We start from the raw sequence: 17,045 nt of genomic DNA, 5'->3' as shown, positions 1-17,045 counted from the left end.
CGAGAAGCGCGTCCACGACTTTCAGACCGGGGATCGGGTAATCGCTGAGATGCCAACAGGCAAGAACGCTGGCATCCATGTCGGGCGCGTAGCGGTGCGTGCCTCGGGGTACTTCAACATCCAGACCGCAACGAATCTGGTACAAGGGATTTCACACCGCCATTGCCGCGTGGTGCAACGCGCCGACGGCTATGGCTACGCATCCACCCCAACCCAAACGGAGGCAGCGAGACCGGTGGGTTAACCGCGCTACGCGCGGTGCGCTCTACCTCCCCGCCCTGAAGGGCGTGGTTTCTCGCGCAAGACTGATGAACATTATCGATAAGACTGACGAAGAGCTGCAGGAGATCGCCCATCCCATGTGGGACGATCTGATTCAGTATTCCAATCAAGGCCAGTATGGCAAATTCATCAAAAAGTTCTCTTACAATCTGTTGCTTGGCTTGAATGAAGTCGAAGTCGGCAAGCAGTTTGCCCACAGTGAGCTGGCACGCAATCTGGTCGAGGAGCGCGACTTTCTGGGCTTCATTCGGCGTGGCGAGCATGTCACGGCGCTTTATCGGGTGCGGTGCAAAATACGCACAGGCGAGTGGCTGGGACGACTGGTGCTTGGCTACGAAAACGGGGAGGTGCGCATTTTTGCCGCATCCATTTTCTGAAGCCGCAACAGACAGACAGGCAGGCAGCAACAGGCAGGCTATGAAACAAAGCATTCGCGACAACAAATTCGTCGAGCTGACCTATCGGGTGTTGGATCAGCAGACGGGGGATGTCTTAACCGCCGTGGAATTCCCTTTGGGCTACATTCATGGCAGCAACGAGGTACTCTCGCCCCCCGTGATGGCGGAACTGGAAGGCCGGCAGGCCGGGGATGTGATCTCGGTTCCCATCGATTGCACCGATCTCTATGGGGCCAGAGACGAGTCGCTGGTGATTACGGATCGGATTGACAATGTTCCCGAGGAATACCGGGCGCTTGGTACGCGCATTGTCATGGAGAACGACAAGGGTGACACCAAGACCTTTCTTGTGACCCGCATGGATGACAAGACGCTGACCATTGATGGCAACAATCCGCTGTGCGGTCGGCAGGTGGTATTTGAGCTTGAGGTCTTAAGCGTGCGCGACGCGACGGATGAGGAAATTCTTGCGGGGGGGAAGATCAACCGGGGGCCGGATATCGGTGATCTCTCGGTCAGACCGATCTGACCGCTAGCGGTAGAACAGTTGCTTCATGGCACCATGCACCAGCTCATAGGTGTAGGAGTTTTCACCGCAATGAATGAGGTGATCCTCCTCGGTGCGGAAGGTAAGGTAGGGATGTACCTCCACGCCGTCATCGGTTTCAATGTTCGCGAGGTCGTCAAGGACGCCGGCAATACTGAGGGCAATGCTGGCCGTCAGATCTTCGAGCTTGTCCGGCTCCACGCCACCTTCCTGCAGCTTGATTTTGATTCGCGTCACGAGCTCAGCAGTAAAAATTGCCTGCTGCTCATCGAATGTAGAACGTGACACGGTCAGTTTCATTTTTCGCTACCATGCCACCTGAGTGACTGCGCGAGGGCTCTGTTAAGCTCCACGTAGTCGCGCAGGTGTGGCCTGTGTGTGGCTCAGGGACGCTTTGGCGTTTGATAATCGACTTCTTTTTGGAACTTGTCCCAAATGACCTGGTATCCAACAAAGCCTTTGTCATTCGGCGGATTCTGACGGGTAACAAAAAAACGGCTGTGGCCGTCTGGAACCTTTGGACGCTCTTTCTTTTGTTCGGACATGGGTCACACCTTATAGCAATGATAGATGTTGGCGAGGCCAATAAGGAAGGAAAACCAAATGGCCCAATGGATAAAGACAACCAACAGACGCTATCGCGGCGGAGTCAGGCTGTCAAGTTTGTCATAAGCCTGCATGCGTCGTCTTTAACGTTCGAGTTCTTCGATATTGAATGTCATACTGGCTAGATCCCCAAAAATCCAGGTCGCTGCTGGAGCTCCGAGGCCGGCGACGGTGCCGGGATTCACCAGCCAGGCTTTGCTCCCTTTTAGCGTGTCCAGGCAGCGGATTTCCGGTTCATGGCTGTGCCCGCAGCAGACAAGATCGTGGTCGCCAGCGCAGGCAAAGGCCTCGCCAATGTGCGGGTAGTGGGTCATGAAAATACGCCGACCGGCCAGCTCCAGGCTGGCGTCATTGCCGTGGTAGCGCAACTGGCCCTCAGAACTGCACGCCAAACGGGAGATGGAGACCGGATCGCCGAGATTATTGCCATGAATGGCGTGGATGGGCAGACCCAGTTTCAGAGAGGCCAGCAGGGTATTGGTGCCAATTAGATCGCCGCAGTGCAGAACATATTCCGCGCCGCGCGTCTTGGCCTCCGCGATGGCAGTGGCCAGCATGGGGCCACGATCATGGCTGTCGGAAACGATGCAGATTTTCATTTGGCGCTATGAATTGGTCACCGGGAGAATCGCGCGACTGACCAGATAGTCGATAACTTCGCTGGCGAGTGCTTCTGGAGTCCGCTCGCCAGCGCGAACCACCAGTTCCGGTGACTCGGGGGCTTCGTAAGGGTCATCAATGCCAGTAAAATGCTTGATCTCCCCGGCGCGAGCCTTCTTGTAAAGGCCCTTGGGATCGCGCGCTTCGCAGATCTCCAGCGGTGTATCGACAAAGACCTCAATGAAATCACCCTCGGGCATGGTGCGTCTGACACGGTCGCGGTCAAGACGATAGGGGCTGATAAACGCCGTCAGGGCGATGGTGCCGGTCTCGCAGAACAATTGTGCCACAGCACCAATGCGGCGGATATTCTCCTCCCGATCAATGGCGGTAAAGCCCAGACCAAAGCGCTCGGCAAATTCATCGCCATGCGTGTCGCGCAGCATGCCGGGGCTGGCATTCAGGCCATGACGAACATTATCGCCGTCAAGCACCGCCGCCTTGACGCCCCGTTCCGCCAGCATGTGGTCGAGCACATTGGCAATGGTGCTCTTACCCGACCCGCTCAGGCCCGTAAACCAGATGACACAACCGCGATGGCCGTTGTAACGCTCACGATCTTCGCGGGAGACGCGATGCTCGTGCCAAGTGACATTGGTGTCGTTCGTCATGGCAAAGATAATATCATTTAGGATGGGTTGAGCTTCAAGCCGGTCGGCTTGGGCCTGACACAGAAAAAAGGGTTAGACCTCGGATGTCTAACCCTTTTCATTTGGTACCGAGGGCCGGACTCGAACCGGCACGGTGTTACCACCGTCAGATTTTGAGTCTGATGCGTCTACCAGTTTCGCCACCCCGGCGGAGCCTTTAAGCATGGGCCTGTGATTGCGCCCGTCTGACTCGAACGCGAAGCATATATCATCGGGCGCCGGCAGGCAACGCCTGCATGCGCTGCTGCGATTCTCTGCTATTCTGTGTCTTTACTGACTTCAATACCATATCACTGTGCGCCGGTCAGACTTTTTTTATGATTTACCACCGGAGCTGATTGCACAGCGTCCCTTGGCGGAGCGCGGCGGCAGTCGGCTTCTAGCGCTGGATGCGACTAATGGGGCCTTGAGTGATCTGCGCTTTCAGGATCTCGAACGTCTGCTGCACGCGGGCGATCTGCTGGTATTCAACAATACGCGAGTGATTCCGGCCCGGCTCTTCGGGCGCAAAGCCACCGGCGGTCGGGTTGAAATCCTCATTGAGCGCTTGTTGGACCCGTGTCTTGCGCTGGTGCATCTGCGTTCCAGCAAGTCGCCGCGTGCCGGTGGGCACATTTACCTTGAGGGTCATGAAGCGCTTGAGGTGCGGGGGCGTCAGGGCAGTCTCTTTGCGTTGGCCGCTGAGCAGGACGATTGGCCGACGCTGCTGGCGCGTCATGGCCATGTGCCGCTGCCACCCTATATCGAACGCGCTGACGAACCGCTCGACAGCGAGCGCTATCAGACGGTTTTTGCCAAGCATGCCGGGGCTGTGGCAGCGCCCACCGCTGGTTTGCATTTTGATGTCGAGCAGCTCGAACGGCTGGCGACCATGGGGGTGGAGCGCGTTGAGCTGACGCTGCATGTGGGGGCGGGTACCTTTCAGCCAGTGCGGGTAGAGAATCTCGATGAACATCAAATGCATGCCGAATGGTTGGAGGTCAGTGAGACGGTGGTCAAGGCTGTGCAGCGCACCAAGGCTCGTGGTGGGCGTGTCATCGCCGTAGGCACCACCAGCGTGCGCAGTTTGGAAACCGCTGCGGCTGATGGGGTGCTCAAGCCCTTCTGCGGTGACAGCCAGCTGTTCATCCGGCCCGGCTATCGCTTTCGGGTCATTGATGCCATGGTGACCAATTTCCATCTGCCGGAATCGACCCTGTTGATGCTGGTCGCCGCCTTTGCGGGCTATGAGCACATCATGGCGGCTTACCGTCATGCGGTGGCGCAGGAGTATCGATTTTTCAGCTATGGCGATGCCATGTTTTTGCATCGTGGCACGCCTTTTTAAAGATATGACCACTTGCGAAGATCGCCCGTTTGACCTGACGCCAGAGGCGCGCCGCCGCCTGGGCTGGCTGACGCTGGTGCTGGCGCTGTTGTTTAGCCTGACCGGCCTGACCGGCCATGATCCCTGGAAGCAGGACGAAGCCTATTCCTTCGGCCTGGTGTTGAACATGGTGGAGACGGGCGATTGGGTGGTGCCACGCCTGGCGAATGATCCCTTTATGGAAAAGCCACCGGTCTATTACTGGACGGCGGCGGCGTTGGTGCCGTGGCTCGACGGAACTCTGCCGGCGCATGATGCGGCACGCTTGGCGACCGGCTTCTATCTGTTGCTGACTTTGTCGCTGGCCGCCTGGCTGGGGACTGTTCTGTGGGGGGCGGGAGCTGGTAGTCCCGCAGTGCTGCTGACTCTGGGCACGTTGGTGGTGGTGCAGCATGGCCATTACCTGATCACCGATAGCGCGCTGATGGCCGGGATGGCGCTTGGAACACTGGGCTTGGCGCTCTGTCGGCAGCGCTGGTGGCTCGGCGGGCTGTTGCTCGGCACTGGGGCGGGGTTGGCCTTTCTGGCCAAGGGGTTGCTTGGGCCGGGCATTTTGGGCGTCACTGCTCTGGCGTTGCTGGCTATTCCGGCCTGGCGCTCGCGCGCGTATTGGCGCGCTCTGCTGATCGCTGCGCTGGCGGCGGCGCCCTGGGTGCTGATCTGGCCGATAGGGCTTTATTTGCGTGATCCGGCGCTGTTTGAGTTGTGGTTCTGGGATAACAACTTCGGTCGCTATCTGGGCGGTGTCGATCTCGGGCCACCGGCGGACGCGGATTTTTGGCTGCGCACCTTTCCTTGGGTGACCTTTCCGGCCGCGCCGCTGGCGTTCTGGGCATGCTGGGTGCAGCGCCGCAGGCTGCGTTCGGATCCTGCGCTGGTGGCGGTGCTGCTGCTGGCGATCATCGGCTGGGCTGTGCTCTTGGTGGCGCATACGGCACGCGATCTCTATGCGCTGCCGCTGATTGTGCCGCTGGCGGCGGTGGCGGCGGGCGGTGTGACCCAGTTGCCGCTTTGGTTCGGACGCGCGAGTTTCTGGTGCAGCGCCCTGCTGTTCGGGCTGCTGGCGCTGTTGCTGTGGGGGTTGTGGCTGTTCGGTACGGTGACAGGGACAGCCCCGGATTGGCCGGTGATCGCGCGAAATTTACCGCTGGTGCATGATTTCAGCCGCTCCGGGGTGGTGCTGGGCGGTGCATTGGTGGTGACGCTTGGTTGGGGGCTGCTGCTGTGGCGGATTCGCCCGCCCCGACGAGCCGCACCGCTGGCCTGGCCAGCCGGGGTGGTGCTGCTCTGGTGTCTGCTGGTATGGCTGCATTTCCCCTGGATCGATCAGGCTAAGAGTTATCGCGCGGTGATGCTGGATCTCAAGGCCGCCTTGCCGGCGCAATTCAATTGTGTGGCGGATCTGGTGGAGCCACAAAGCCTGCGGCTGCGCGAGTCCGAGCGCGGATTGCTGCATTATTTCGCCGGGGTGAAAATCCAGCATGCCGCATCACCGGAGCAGACCGACTGCGATCTGTTGCTGTTGGAAGTGCAGCGGCGCGACCATCGCGAGGGCGTGTCGCTGGGCGCGGACTGGGTGCCGCTGTGGCAGGGCCAGCGCGCGGCCGATCAGCGTGATCGCTTTCAGCTATTTCAGCGCCGTGCGTCAGCCGCCGCGCCCGTTCCCGCTTCCGCCGCTGGCTTGTGATCGGGGCGTCATGCCCTGATCTGCGTGGCATTATTTCCCTTAGGAAAGTTCCCGTGAAGAAACTGTCGTTGGTGTTGCTCCCGGTTGTGATCCTGGCCGTGGCGCTGGGCTTGTTTCGCTTTCTGAAAGCCACCAAGCCCGAGCAGCCGCCGCCTAAGGTGCAGGAGCGGGTGTGGCGGGTCGCCGTTGAAGCGGTTAATCCCCAAAGCCTCGCACCTGAACTGGTGCTCTACGGCGCGGTCGAAACCCCCGAGCTGCTCACCCTGGCCGCATCGGCCACCGCCTGGGTCGAACAGGTCAGGGTGCGTGATGGCGATCGGGTGGCCGAGCAGGCATTGCTGCTGCAACTCGACCCGCGTGATTTCCAACCCCGCATCGCCCAGGCCCAGGCGGAGATTGACGATCTGGACGCGCAAATCGAGAGCGAAAACAATCGCCATCAAACGGACATCATGGCTCTGGAGGAAGAGCGGCAGTTGTTGGAGTTGGCCAGTCAGGGCGTGGTGCGCCAGCAGCGGCTGAAAACGCAAAAGGTTGGCGCTGAACAGGCGCTGGATGAAGCCAAGCAACAACAGGCCCAGCAGGCACTGGCCGTCTCCAATCGCGAGATGAGCATTGCCGATCATCCCAGCCGTCTGCGTGCCCTGCAAGCCAAGTTGGCCAGCGCGACGGCCAAGCTCGAACAGCTGGAGCTGGAGTATCAGCGCGCGCGCTTGCAGGCGCCCTATGCAGCGGTTATTGCCGATGTGAAGGTCACCGCCGGCGATCAGGTGTCGCGGGGTGATCCCTTGGTGACTCTCTATGCGACGGCCAGTCTGGAAGTGCGCGCGCGTATTCCCGCGCCGCATCAGGAAGAAATCATTGCGGCGCTCAATGCTGGTGAAACGCTGGCGGCCACGGCCAAGGTGGCCGGTATTGAGGTGCCTTTGCGCTTGGTACGCCTGGCGGGGCAGGCGGCCGCTAGTGGCATTGATGGCTATTTCGCGGTCCAGGACCATGGCGAGTTGCTGCGTCCGGGGCAACTGCTGCGGGTGCGCCTGGAACGTCATCCGCAGCCGGATATCGTCGCCGTGCCTATGGCAGCGGTTTACGGTGGCGAGCGGGTGTATGAGCTGATGACGGATGCCGAGGCGGTGACACGCATGCAGGGCGTCGCCATCGAAATGCTTGGCACCCGTCTGGGGCCGGACGGCCAGGAGCGGGCCCTGGTGCGCTCCCCCGAATTGAGCGCCGGTGATCAGGTGGTCGTCACCCACATGCCCAATGCGGTTGAAGGGTTGCGGGTGGAGGTGGTGGAGTGACGCATCCGGCATCGGCCGCGCCGTCAAATGGCCATCGCAGCGATCTGATCGGGCTCTTTGCGCACCATAAGGTCGCCGCCAATCTGCTGATGATCATCATGCTGATGACCGGCGCTTTTGCGCTGGATCGGCTCAATGTGCAGTTTTTCCCCACCTTCGATCTCGATATCATCACCGTGCGGGTGATCTGGACCGGCGCGAGTGCTGAGGACATCGAGGACGGTATCACCAATCCGCTGGAGCAGCGGCTGCGCACCCTGGATAACCTCGACAAGATGACCTCGACCTCCAGTCAGGGGGTATCGTCCATTACTCTGGAGTTTCAGGAAGGCACTGACTCTCTGTTGGCGCTGGATCAGGTGCGGCGTTTTGTCGATGAGTTTCGCAACTTCCCGCAAGATGCTGAGAAGCCCCAGGTGGCGCTGGTCACCCGCTATGAGCAGGTGGCGCGTCTGCTGATCACCGGGCTGGACTCAGCCGCCGAGATGCGCGGGCTGGCGCGGCGCTTTGAGTCCGAGCTGATTGACCGGGGCATTGACAAGGTCGATATCAATGGCCTGCCGGATGAAGAAATTAGCATTGAGATCGATCATGATCGCCTGGAGGAACTTGGCCTCGGCCTTGGCCAGATTGGCGATCGGGTAGCGGCCTTCAGTCGCGACTTGCCGGCTGGCTCAGTGGGACGTGGCGAGGGTGCGCGCGAGTTGCGCAGTCTGGATAAGCGCCGCGATCCGCTCGAGTTTGCCACCATTCCGGTGCAGGCAACAGCGGAGCTGCGGGTGGATCTCGGTGATTTGGCCAGAATCGAGCGCCAGCCCAGCGACGGCAGTGTCGAACTGAGCTATCGCGGTCAGCCGGCGGTGGAGCTGATTGTGCAGCGCGCCGAGAGCGGCGATTCCTTGGAAGCGGCGCGTGTCTTTGATGAGTGGCTGGAGGACACCCGGCCCACCTTGCCACCCCGAGTGGAGCTGTTGGTCTATGACGCCTCCTGGAAGCTGATCCGCGACCGCATCATGCTGCTGGTGACCAATGGACTGGGCGGTTTGCTGCTGGTGGTGGCGATTCTCTACCTGTTTCTGAGCGGGCGGGTGGCGTTCTGGGTGGCCTGGGGCATTCCAGTGTCCTTTGCTGCAACCCTGTTTCTGCTGTTGCTGACCGGCGGCAGTATCAACATGCTGAGCATGTTCGCGCTCATTATGGCGCTGGGGATTATTGTCGATGACGCCATTGTGGTGGGCGAAGATGCCTTGGCGCACTATCAGATGGGCGAGGCGCCGCTGCTGGCGGCTGAGGGCGGCGCGCGGCGCATGCTGGCACCGGTCATTGCCTCCTCGCTGACCACCATTGCCGCTTTTTTGCCGCTGATGCTGGTGGGCGGGCGCATCGGGAACATTCTCGGTGCCATTCCAGTGGTCATCATTGCGGTGATCCTGGCCTCCTTGCTGGAGAGCTTTCTGGTGCTGCCGGGCCACCTGCGTAATGCTTTTGTGCATTCGCACAAGGTGCGCGCCAATTCGCTGCGCGCGCGTCTGGATCGGGCGTTCGACGCCTTTCGCGAGCGCTTTTTTCGCCCGCTGGCGACCTTCGCCATTCGCGCGCGCTTTGCTACCATTGCCAGCGCCCTGGCGCTGTTGATTGTCGCCATCGGTCTGGTCGCCGGTGGCCGGGTGAGCTTCACTTTTTTCCCCACACCCGAGCCGCAGATTCTGTATGCCAATGCCACTTTTGCGGCTGGAACCCCGCGCGCAACTGTGGATCGCTTTCTGCTGCATTTGGAAGATCAGCTCTATGCCACTGAACAGGCGCTGGATCAGGGACGCTTGATCAACCTGGCGGTGGCTTTTCATGGCAGCAAGGCCGGGCCGGGCGCGCGCGCGGCGGCCGATCAGTTTGGCGCCCTGCAGGTCGAACTCATTGAGCCTGATCTGCGCGAAGTGCGCAATAACGCCTTCATCAAAGCCTGGCGTCAGCGGCTCAACTTGCCCGCTGGGTTGGAGCAGCTCACCATCACCTCGCGCCGGGTGGGGCCGCCGGGACGCGATCTGACCGTGCGCCTGACCGGCAGCGATGCCGAACAACTGAAGTCGGCGGCGCTGGATCTGGCCGAAACCATGGCCGGCATCCCCGGGGTGCTGGAGGTCGAGGACGACATGGCCTATGGCCGTGAGCAGCTGATTTATGCACTGACCCCAGCCGGCGAGGCGCTGGGACTCACGGTGGCCGATCTCGGCAACCAGCTGCGCACCGCCTATGATGGCAAGCTGGTACAGATTTTTCAGGATGGCCCCGATGAGGTCGAAGTGCGAGTGCGCCTGCCCCGAATTGAGCGCGACAAGCTCGCCAGTCTGTATCGGCTCAACATCCGCACCCCGGATGGCCGCTCAGTGCCCTTGACCGCCGTGGCCGAGTGGCGTTCGCGCCAGGGGTTTGAAGTGCTGCGGCATGCGGAGGGTAAGTTGGCGGTTGAGGTGACTGCAGATGTTGATGCCAGCCGGGCCAATTCCGATCGCATCATCGCCGCGCTGGAACAAGGCCCCTTGCCCGAATTGGCGCGTACCCACAGCATCCATTACTCCTTCGAGGGCCGTTCGGCCGATCAACGCGATACCCTGTCGGATATGCGCAAGGGCGGGCTGCTGGGGCTGGTGTTGATCTACATTATTCTGGCCTGGGTGTTCGCCTCCTATGGCTGGCCGCTGGTGGTGATGACGGCAATTCCCTTCGGTGTCAGCGGGGCCTTTTTCGGACACTGGTTCATGGGCATCGATATGACCATTTTGTCGATGTTCGGTATGTTCGGGCTGTCCGGAATCGTGGTGAACGATTCCATCATTCTAGTGAGCTTCTACCAGCGCCTGCGCACTGAAGGGCTGGCGGTGCAGGAAGCGCTGGTCGAGGCCGCCTGCCAGCGCCTGCGCGCGGTTTTGCTGACCTCCCTGACCACCATTGCCGGCCTGACCCCGCTGCTGTTTGAAAAATCCTACCAAGCCCAGTTCCTGATCCCCATGGCCACCTCCATCGCCTTCGGGCTCGCCTTCTCGACCTTGCTGGTATTGCTGGTGATTCCGGCACTGCTGTCTCTGCATGAGAGTGCCCACCAGCGTTTGCATGCGTTGCGTCTGTGGCTGTAGCGAGTGCACTCTCCGGGTAGGCTGTGCAGGATGACGAGATGCATCTGAGGCGTGGATACGAGACAATCGCGCTTTATCCCTCAATACCTGATGGAGCTGATCTCTTATGAAACCCTCTTATCTCCTGTCCCTGCTGATTCTGGCCGTGGTGATGCTGGCATTGTTCGAGCGCTCGACCAGTCCGCCATCCTCCCAACAGTCAGCTCAAGCCAATCTGATTGAAGCCGCCCCACCGGCTTCAGCCAGTCCAGATGCGGCCTTGCGCCAGAAAGCTCAGGCGGCCGGACTCAAGCCGCTACCGGCCGGCCCGGGGCCGGTGACCGACAATGCGCTGACGCCCGAGCGCATTGCCCTGGGGCGCCAGCTGTTTTTTGATCCGCGCCTGTCAGCCAGTGGGCTGATCAGCTGTCATACCTGCCACAATCTGGCATTGGGCGGGGATGACAATCTCCCCACCTCGGTGGGACACGGCTGGCAGCGCGGGCCGCGCAATGCGCCGACTGTTTACAACGCGGTCTATAACAAAGCCCAGTTTTGGGATGGGCGTGCCGAGGATCTGAAAGCCCAGGCTAAGGGGCCGATTCAGGCCGCCGTGGAGATGGCCAATGTGCCGGAGCAGGTGTTGGCGACGCTGGCGAGCATTCCTGAGTATGTCGATGGTTTTGCGCGGGCCTTTCCGGATGCGGCTGCTGCCAATGCCAATGCCGCTGATGATCCGCTGACCTTCGACAATCTCGCCAAGGCAATTGAAGCCTATGAGGCTACGCTGGTCACACCGGATGCTCCCTTTGATCGCTGGTTGCGGGGCGAGGATGATGCGCTTGATGTGCAGGCCAAGCAGGGCGTGGCGCGCTTCATTGATAAGGGCTGCACCGCCTGCCACAACGGTGTGAATATCGGCGGTCAGGCGTATTTTCCCTTTGGACTGATTCGCAAACCTGCCGAGTACATTCGCCCCTCCGGAGACAAGGGCCGTTTTGAGGTTACCCACACTCCAAGCGACGAATATGTTTTTCGCGCTGCGCCCCTGCGCAACAGTGCGCTTACTGCACCTTACTTCCACTCTGGTCAGGTGTGGTCGCTCGAAGACGCCATCGCCGTCATGGGATCAGCTCAGCTCGGTTTGGATCTGACCGAAGAAGACATCGCCCCTATCGCTGCGTTCCTGCGCAGCCTGACCGGCGTGCCGCCTGAGGTTGATTATCCCATGTTGCCGGTGGAGACAGCGACGACGCCCAAGCCGCAGCTGTAATGCGCCACCCGAAACTCTGCATCCGGGCCAATCAGTGTACAGGGTTACGAGAGCAGCTCATGCGAATCCTGAAGGAGACACACCCGATTGCGCCCCTCTTTCTTGGCACGGTACAGCGCCTGATCGGCGCGCTCGAGGATGCGGTTTTTATCATCGCCGGGAGAATAGCTGGTCAGGCCCAGGCTGATGGTGACCGGCAGGCCTGCCTCGGCAAAGGGATGCTCGGCAATGGCCTGGCGGATGCGCTGGGCTAATTGCCAACCCCCTTCCTGATCGGTGTTAGGCAGTAGTACCAGAAATTCCTCACCGCCCCAGCGTCCCGGTTCATCGGTTTCGCGCACCGTGGCACGCAACCGGGCGGCGATTTCAATCAACACCTGATCGCCTATCGCATGACCATAATTGTCGTTGATTTTTTTGAAGAAATCCACGTCCACCAGCAGCAGCGATAGCGGTTGATCGAAGCGTTGTGAATTCGCCAGTTGCTTGGTGAAGCTGTCTTCGAGTTTGGCGCGATTGCTGATTTGCGTCAGCCGATCAGTGGTGGAGAGTCGCTCCAATTCGCGGTTTTTCTCCGCCAGCTCGCGGGTGCGCTCGGCGACCTTTTGTTCCAGCTCGGCATTGGCCTGTTGCAAGGCGGCGTAGGACTTGCGCAGATTCTCACTCATCAGGTTGAAAGTTTTGGCCAACAGACTCAGCTCATCGCCACGACGCTCGGCAATTGTGGGCTGGCGGGTGAAATCGCCCGCCGCCAGCGCCCCGGCATGCTGGGTCAGCTGTTTGAGGGGGCGAGTAATGGTCACCAGGGTGATGGTTGAAATCGCCACCAGTGACAGCACAAAAAACAGCAGCCCCTCAATCAGGCGCGCTCGGAGCAGATGTTGACGTGCGGCGGCAAACTGTGCATCACTGTAGGCGATAAAGGAGGCGATGGCCTCATCGGCACGTTGGCGCATGGCGTCAATCTGGGCGTAGGTGTAGTAAAAAATCACCTGTCCGAGGTATTCCTCCTCAATCACCTCACGTGCCAGCCTTTGGACATCGCGAGGTGCCACGAAGGGCGCGTGCAATGGTTGCAATTCGCCTTGGTCGTTGAGCCGATAGCCATCGAGCAGCTGATCATCCCAATCGAGAATTTCCACCGCGATCAGTCCCTCGCGGGCAAATAACAGCTCAATGCTGGTTTTGATCAACAGGTGATTGACCAGATGCATGGAATCGATGGCAAAGCGGTGGGCGCGCACCTTCAGGCAGGCATAGGCGCGCGTGGGGTCGCTTTGTTCCAAGCAGGTGGTAAATTGCGCGATCACCTCGGATTCGTTGTCCTGATTATCGACGGGAATGGCGCTGACCCGGTTCAGCAGTGGGCCGCGTGCGGCGGTGGCGAGAATGTCGAGCTGATAGCGCAGATCGGCCTGAAACTGCGCTTCAGCGGCGGCGATATCCTGCTGGAAGGTTTCGCGTTGCGCCACAATCTGCGCCTCGCGTTCCTCATCCAGCTGCAACTGGGCAACATGCAGTTGCACGGCATTGCCCAGGGTGAAGATCGCCAGCAACATGGCGATCAACCCCATGATCAGGCGGAAACTCAGGGTGCGCGGCAGGCGCAGGTGCACAAGCGGAAGCCTCATGCCCAGTCCCTGTTACCAAGCGGAGCGCTGGCGAATCTGTTGCAGTTCAGCCTCCAGGGTGGTCAGCGCAGGGGAGACGGCAAGTGCACCGCTGAGGATCTCATGCACCTTGGTGTAAAACTTCTTCGACACCTTGGGGTAAGCGAGGCCGGTGACCTGCGAGGGTCGCGCCACACTGTGCTCCAGCACCTGCTGAAACACCGCCATGTACCCGCGTTCTTCTATCAACACCGGATCCGTATAGAGCGCCTTGAGGGTGGGTGGAAAAGAACGCTCAAGGGCATGGCGGCGCTGGGATGGCGCATCAGTGAGGAACAGCAACAGCGCCACCGCCGCCTCCGGGTGCTCTGAGTAGCGCGACACCGCCAAGCTCATATCACCCAGGGTGGCCGCATGTTGCCCTTCGGCACCTCCTTTGGGCAGAGGCGCTAGGCCGACTCGCCCGCGCACCGGTGAATCGGCTTCTTCCAGATGCGCCCAGTATTCCATCCAGTTGCGCATGAAAATCGCCTCGCCAGCGCGAAAGCGTTGTATGGAGTCCATCTCCGTCTCGTCAAGTACCTCGGGGGGGGAGATGGTGCCGATCCAGGCCCGCGCCCGGTGTAGTGCCTGGCGCGCCTGGGGGTTGTTGATGGTGATCTGACCCTGGCGATCAACAATGGTGCCACCGCCGTGGGAGGCGATCCATTCCAGCGCATTGCAGGTCAGCCCCTCATAGGCGCGTCCCTGCCAAACGAAACCGGCTAGGCGTGGATTTTGTTCACGTTCCAAAATGGCCTCAGCGGTTGCTTCTAGCTCCGCCCAGGTTTTGGGCACCGCAAACCCATAGCGATCCAGCAAATCCTGGCGATAGTAGAGTATCCCGGTATCGGCAAACAGCGGCAGGGCAATCAGCCGCCCCTGAGTGTCGGTGAGGTTGTCAAGGATGGGCTGAAAATACGTCGCGAGCCTTTGCTCATCGACATAGGGGCGCAAATCCAGCAGATGCTTGCCCAGCGCGCCAGGCCAGATGGTGTCGATCAACAACAGATCGAACTCATTGCTGTGGGCGTTGAGCACCTGGCGGTAGAGGCCGAGCAGATTGTCGGCCAGATAACCGACCTCATAGGGCGCCACCCGCTGACCCTTGTCCGCCGCCCACAGCTCGGCACTGCGCTGAAATTCCTTGCAGCCCCACAGCGAGCAGCTAAACTCGATGTCTTCGGCCGGAAGCGGCCCGGACAGCAGTCCCATCAGCAGCAATATCCAGCGTGACAGAGCGGGTAGGCTGGTCGCCATTCGACTCAAACACTCGACCATCTCCTCCCCCCCCCATGCGGCCAATGATTCGACGAATCATAGCTATTGTGATCCGCTGGTTGACGATTTTCAATTCCAAAGCGGGTAGCCGGTCAGTGCGCGGATCATCCCAGTCCAAACAACTTGTCTGACCCCGCGTCGGGCGACAACAGCGGTTGTGAACTCAGTGATCGGCGTTTTGGGGGATTAGCGGGTTGCAAGCGTCCCGAGGATGACACCACGCGCGCGCAAATCAGCCAGCAGGCTGGCGCCGAAGATGATGACCTGCGACGGTTGCTGGTGACCCAGTTCGCTGGCGATACGGGTGAGCGCCTCCCGGCCGCTGAGGCTGGGTTCCTGCTGTAATAGTGTTAGCAGGCGGCTGGTGACGGCGTTGATCTCCATGAAGCGTACCTGCGCAATTGGGCTCTCGACTGGGTGTTCGGCTAGGTCACGATAAACGAGCAGGTGCGTTGGCTGTTGCGGGGCTTTCTGGGGCTGATGGTCGGGGTCAATGTGGTGCACCGGGAAGCGATAGCTGAGCGGCCAGGCAACCGGGGAGATCAGGGGATGTTGTTCCAACAGGTCACCGTCCGGTTGCAAATCGGCGGGCGGCGGCTCGACATCGGTGATTTGCAGCGCCATTTCGATCCACTCGTAGTGAGCCAGTTCAAGCAAAAAGGGTGGATCGTCCGAGTGGTTGCGACGGTGCTGACTCAGAAAATCGAGAAATTCGCGCGGCAGCTGGGGAAACAGTGGCGACAAGGCACGATGGCGGCGCAGAAAGTCCCGCACCAGATCGCGCCAGTGCTCAGGCGCAAGCAAGCGACGCAGCACTGGGAAATTGCCCGCCAGCAGCGAAGAGAGATTGTTGAAGACCAGATCACGATAAATGGCCATGCGCCGCTCTTCAATGTCTGGCGGCGCCGCTGCCTGAGCCGGGTCGCGCAGATGCGCGGTGAAGGCCCGTTGTTGCTGCTGGAATCCTGGTGCGCTGGACATGATTCAGTTCAGTTGTCAGTGATGGGCGGCCAGTGATCAGGTATCTGTCATGCCATTGCCAAGGCTGGCGGCGTGGCCGACTGTGGCTCATGCCGGACGTGGTGATCGTGTTGAATCTGTCTTACTCGATCCACCTCCAACAGCAGTTCGGCCAATGGGGGGATGTTGAAGTCACGTTCGAGCAGCGTCGGGAAGACGCCGAAGGACTGATAAGCGGCATCGAGTAGAGTCCAAACCGGGTCGATAACCTCGGCGCCATGGGTATCAATGCGCAGATCCTCGGCTGCAACATGATGCCCGGCGATGTGACCGTAGCGAATGCGCTCGCCAGGCAGGCTGTGCAGAAAGGCGAGCGGATCGTAGCTGTGGTTGATGGAATTGACGTAGATATTGTTGACGTCGAGCAGCAGGTCACAATCGGCCTCCGTCAGCACGGCGCGGATGAAGTCACTCTCGGACATCTCCGGTCCGGGAGCGGCGTAGTAGGAGGCATTTTCCAGGGCAATGCGGCGTTCGAGCCTGTCCTGCACCTCACGCACGCGTGCGGCAACATAGTGGACGGCTTCCTCGGTGAAGGGGATGGGCAGCAGGTCGTAGAGTTGGCCATCGTCGGCACAGTAGCTGAGGTGCTCGGTATAGTGCGCGATGTCGTGCTGATCAAGAAAACCTTTAAGCTGGTGCAAAAAATTGCCATCTAGCGGTGCTGGACCACCGATCGACAGCGACAAACCATGGCAGACGAATGGAACCTGCTCGGTCAGTGCGCGCAGCCGATGACCTTTGGACCCGCCGACGCCAATCCAGTTCTCGGGCGCAATCTCGTAGAAATCAACCCGCCCCAGCGGTGGTGACTCGACCAGGGCGCTCAAGAAAGAGCGCCGCAGGCCGAGCCCGGCGCCAGCGATGGACTCATGCCAGGGTGTCAGCATTGACCTGGTTCAGCCGCTTAGCTGCTCCCGCCACAGGAGCCTTCGCCACCCTTGTCGTCATCGTCCTTGCTGCCGCACTTGCCCTCTTCGTCCTTACTGCCACATTTGCCTTCGGTGTCGGCCTCGGCGAGCTGCATGTAGCCGGTGCCGAGATCCTGAGCGACGAACGGATTGCCCGCTGCGGCCTGGGTGAGACCGACAGAACCGGCGAGTGCGAGACCAACCAGAGCGGTAGCGGAGTCTTTGGTCATGTTCATGGCGTTTTGTCTCCTGATCTGAAAGCAGAAAATATTGGATGATGCGATAAGTCAGCCGCCGGGCGTAA

General features: G+C 60.3%; 16 protein-coding genes, 1 tRNA gene and 1 pseudogene. 8 read left to right on the top strand and 10 right to left on the bottom strand.

The window, feature by feature from the left end; all coding sequences use genetic code 11:
• The 3 genes and pseudogenes from CKO36_RS06740 to CKO36_RS06730 all read left to right on the top strand — a co-directional run.
• Positions 1 to 244, top strand: a pseudogene (locus CKO36_RS06740) (RNA-guided endonuclease IscB); the annotation flags it as partial.
• Positions 245 to 308: 64 nt separating this feature from the next.
• A complete protein-coding gene (locus CKO36_RS06735) occupies positions 309 to 659 on the top strand; it encodes a hypothetical protein (protein ID WP_200282306.1) in 351 nt (116 codons plus the stop codon).
• A 40-nt stretch (positions 660 to 699) separates the two neighbouring features.
• Positions 700 to 1,209 carry an FKBP-type peptidyl-prolyl cis-trans isomerase gene (locus tag CKO36_RS06730; RefSeq protein WP_200282303.1) on the top strand — a complete coding sequence of 170 codons (510 nt, stop codon included), beginning with the start codon at positions 700 to 702 and terminating at the stop codon, positions 1,207 to 1,209.
• Between the two features lie 3 nt (positions 1,210 to 1,212).
• Here CKO36_RS06730 and CKO36_RS06725 read toward each other — a convergent pair whose 3' ends face one another.
• The 5 genes from CKO36_RS06725 to CKO36_RS06705 all read right to left on the bottom strand — a co-directional run bounded on the left by CKO36_RS06725 (position 1,213) and on the right by CKO36_RS06705 (position 3,293).
• Entirely contained in the window at positions 1,213 to 1,527 is a 315-nt protein-coding gene (locus CKO36_RS06725) for a hypothetical protein (protein WP_200282300.1), read from the bottom strand.
• Between the two features lie 83 nt (positions 1,528 to 1,610).
• On the bottom strand, positions 1,611 to 1,772 hold the full coding sequence (locus tag CKO36_RS06720) for a hypothetical protein (protein WP_200282297.1): 162 nt from the start codon (positions 1,770 to 1,772) through the stop codon (positions 1,611 to 1,613).
• A gap of 144 nt (positions 1,773 to 1,916) precedes the next feature.
• Entirely contained in the window at positions 1,917 to 2,432 is a 516-nt protein-coding gene (locus CKO36_RS06715; RefSeq protein ID WP_200282294.1) for a metallophosphoesterase family protein, read from the bottom strand.
• A 6-nt stretch (positions 2,433 to 2,438) separates the two neighbouring features.
• A complete protein-coding gene (gene cysC, locus CKO36_RS06710) occupies positions 2,439 to 3,104 on the bottom strand; it encodes an adenylyl-sulfate kinase (protein WP_200282291.1) in 666 nt (221 codons plus the stop codon).
• A 102-nt stretch (positions 3,105 to 3,206) separates the two neighbouring features.
• Positions 3,207 to 3,293, bottom strand: a tRNA-Leu gene (locus CKO36_RS06705).
• 145 nt (positions 3,294 to 3,438) lie between these two features.
• Here CKO36_RS06705 and queA point away from each other — a divergent pair.
• From queA to CKO36_RS06680, 5 genes are all read left to right on the top strand, one after another.
• The gene (queA, locus tag CKO36_RS06700; protein ID WP_200282288.1) at positions 3,439 to 4,470 is read left to right on the top strand and encodes a tRNA preQ1(34) S-adenosylmethionine ribosyltransferase-isomerase QueA; all 1,032 of its coding nucleotides are present in this window, start codon (positions 3,439 to 3,441) and stop codon (positions 4,468 to 4,470) included.
• Positions 4,471 to 4,474: 4 nt separating this feature from the next.
• The gene (locus CKO36_RS06695) at positions 4,475 to 6,196 is read left to right on the top strand and encodes an ArnT family glycosyltransferase (protein WP_200282285.1); all 1,722 of its coding nucleotides are present in this window, start codon (positions 4,475 to 4,477) and stop codon (positions 6,194 to 6,196) included.
• Between the two features lie 53 nt (positions 6,197 to 6,249).
• On the top strand, positions 6,250 to 7,497 hold the full coding sequence (locus tag CKO36_RS06690) for an efflux RND transporter periplasmic adaptor subunit (protein WP_200282282.1): 1,248 nt from the start codon (positions 6,250 to 6,252) through the stop codon (positions 7,495 to 7,497).
• Positions 7,494 to 10,628 carry an efflux RND transporter permease subunit gene (locus CKO36_RS06685; RefSeq protein WP_338053434.1) on the top strand — a complete coding sequence of 1,045 codons (3,135 nt, stop codon included), beginning with the start codon at positions 7,494 to 7,496 and terminating at the stop codon, positions 10,626 to 10,628. The genes CKO36_RS06690 and CKO36_RS06685 overlap by 4 nt, the downstream gene beginning before the upstream one ends.
• 106 nt (positions 10,629 to 10,734) lie before the next feature.
• Positions 10,735 to 11,880, top strand: coding sequence for a cytochrome-c peroxidase (locus CKO36_RS06680; RefSeq protein ID WP_200282279.1), 1,146 nt, complete (start codon positions 10,735 to 10,737; stop codon positions 11,878 to 11,880).
• A 44-nt stretch (positions 11,881 to 11,924) separates the two neighbouring features.
• Here the strand turns inward: CKO36_RS06680 and CKO36_RS06675 are convergent, their stop codons facing one another.
• The 5 genes from CKO36_RS06675 to CKO36_RS06655 form a co-directional block, all read right to left on the bottom strand.
• Complete coding sequence (locus tag CKO36_RS06675; RefSeq protein WP_200282277.1) at positions 11,925 to 13,511, bottom strand: GGDEF domain-containing protein; 1,587 nt, start codon at positions 13,509 to 13,511, stop codon at positions 11,925 to 11,927.
• 12 nt (positions 13,512 to 13,523) lie between these two features.
• On the bottom strand, positions 13,524 to 14,789 hold the full coding sequence (locus CKO36_RS06670) for an ABC transporter substrate-binding protein (RefSeq protein ID WP_207161401.1): 1,266 nt from the start codon (positions 14,787 to 14,789) through the stop codon (positions 13,524 to 13,526).
• 207 nt (positions 14,790 to 14,996) lie between these two features.
• Positions 14,997 to 15,791, bottom strand: a complete 795-nt coding sequence (locus CKO36_RS06665; protein ID WP_200282263.1) for an HvfC family RiPP maturation protein — start codon at positions 15,789 to 15,791, stop codon at positions 14,997 to 14,999.
• 47 nt (positions 15,792 to 15,838) lie between these two features.
• A complete protein-coding gene (locus CKO36_RS06660) occupies positions 15,839 to 16,720 on the bottom strand; it encodes an HvfB family MNIO-type RiPP peptide maturase (RefSeq protein WP_200282253.1) in 882 nt (293 codons plus the stop codon).
• 17 nt (positions 16,721 to 16,737) lie between these two features.
• Entirely contained in the window at positions 16,738 to 16,977 is a 240-nt protein-coding gene (locus CKO36_RS06655; RefSeq protein WP_242469430.1) for a low-complexity protein, read from the bottom strand.
• Positions 16,978 to 17,045: the final 68 nt, after the last annotated feature.

The sequence above is a fragment of the Rhabdochromatium marinum genome (assembly GCF_016583795.1).
Lineage (GTDB): Bacteria > Pseudomonadota > Gammaproteobacteria > Chromatiales > Chromatiaceae > Rhabdochromatium > Rhabdochromatium marinum.
The sequence above is the reverse complement of the archived record's forward strand: the minus strand, read 5'-3'. Positions and strand labels throughout refer to the sequence as shown.

Excerpts from the sequence above, each read along its gene's own strand:
- CKO36_RS06735 (WP_200282306.1), top strand. The coding sequence starts at position 309 with ATGAACATTATCGATAAGACTGACGAAGAGCTGCAGGAGATCGCCCAT.
- CKO36_RS06730 (WP_200282303.1), top strand. The coding sequence starts at position 700 with ATGAAACAAAGCATTCGCGACAACAAATTCGTCGAGCTGACCTATCGG.
- CKO36_RS06725 (WP_200282300.1), bottom strand. The coding sequence starts at position 1,527 with ATGAAACTGACCGTGTCACGTTCTACATTCGATGAGCAGCAGGCAATT.
- CKO36_RS06720 (WP_200282297.1), bottom strand. The coding sequence starts at position 1,772 with ATGTCCGAACAAAAGAAAGAGCGTCCAAAGGTTCCAGACGGCCACAGC.
- CKO36_RS06715 (WP_200282294.1), bottom strand. The coding sequence starts at position 2,432 with ATGAAAATCTGCATCGTTTCCGACAGCCATGATCGTGGCCCCATGCTG.
- cysC (WP_200282291.1), bottom strand. The coding sequence starts at position 3,104 with ATGACGAACGACACCAATGTCACTTGGCACGAGCATCGCGTCTCCCGC.
- CKO36_RS06695 (WP_200282285.1), top strand. The coding sequence starts at position 4,475 with ATGACCACTTGCGAAGATCGCCCGTTTGACCTGACGCCAGAGGCGCGC.
- CKO36_RS06680 (WP_200282279.1), top strand. The coding sequence starts at position 10,735 with ATGAAACCCTCTTATCTCCTGTCCCTGCTGATTCTGGCCGTGGTGATG.
- CKO36_RS06675 (WP_200282277.1), bottom strand. The coding sequence starts at position 13,511 with ATGAGGCTTCCGCTTGTGCACCTGCGCCTGCCGCGCACCCTGAGTTTC.
- CKO36_RS06670 (WP_207161401.1), bottom strand. The coding sequence starts at position 14,789 with ATGGCGACCAGCCTACCCGCTCTGTCACGCTGGATATTGCTGCTGATG.
- CKO36_RS06665 (WP_200282263.1), bottom strand. The coding sequence starts at position 15,791 with ATGTCCAGCGCACCAGGATTCCAGCAGCAACAACGGGCCTTCACCGCG.
- CKO36_RS06660 (WP_200282253.1), bottom strand. The coding sequence starts at position 16,720 with ATGCTGACACCCTGGCATGAGTCCATCGCTGGCGCCGGGCTCGGCCTG.
- CKO36_RS06655 (WP_242469430.1), bottom strand. The coding sequence starts at position 16,977 with ATGAACATGACCAAAGACTCCGCTACCGCTCTGGTTGGTCTCGCACTC.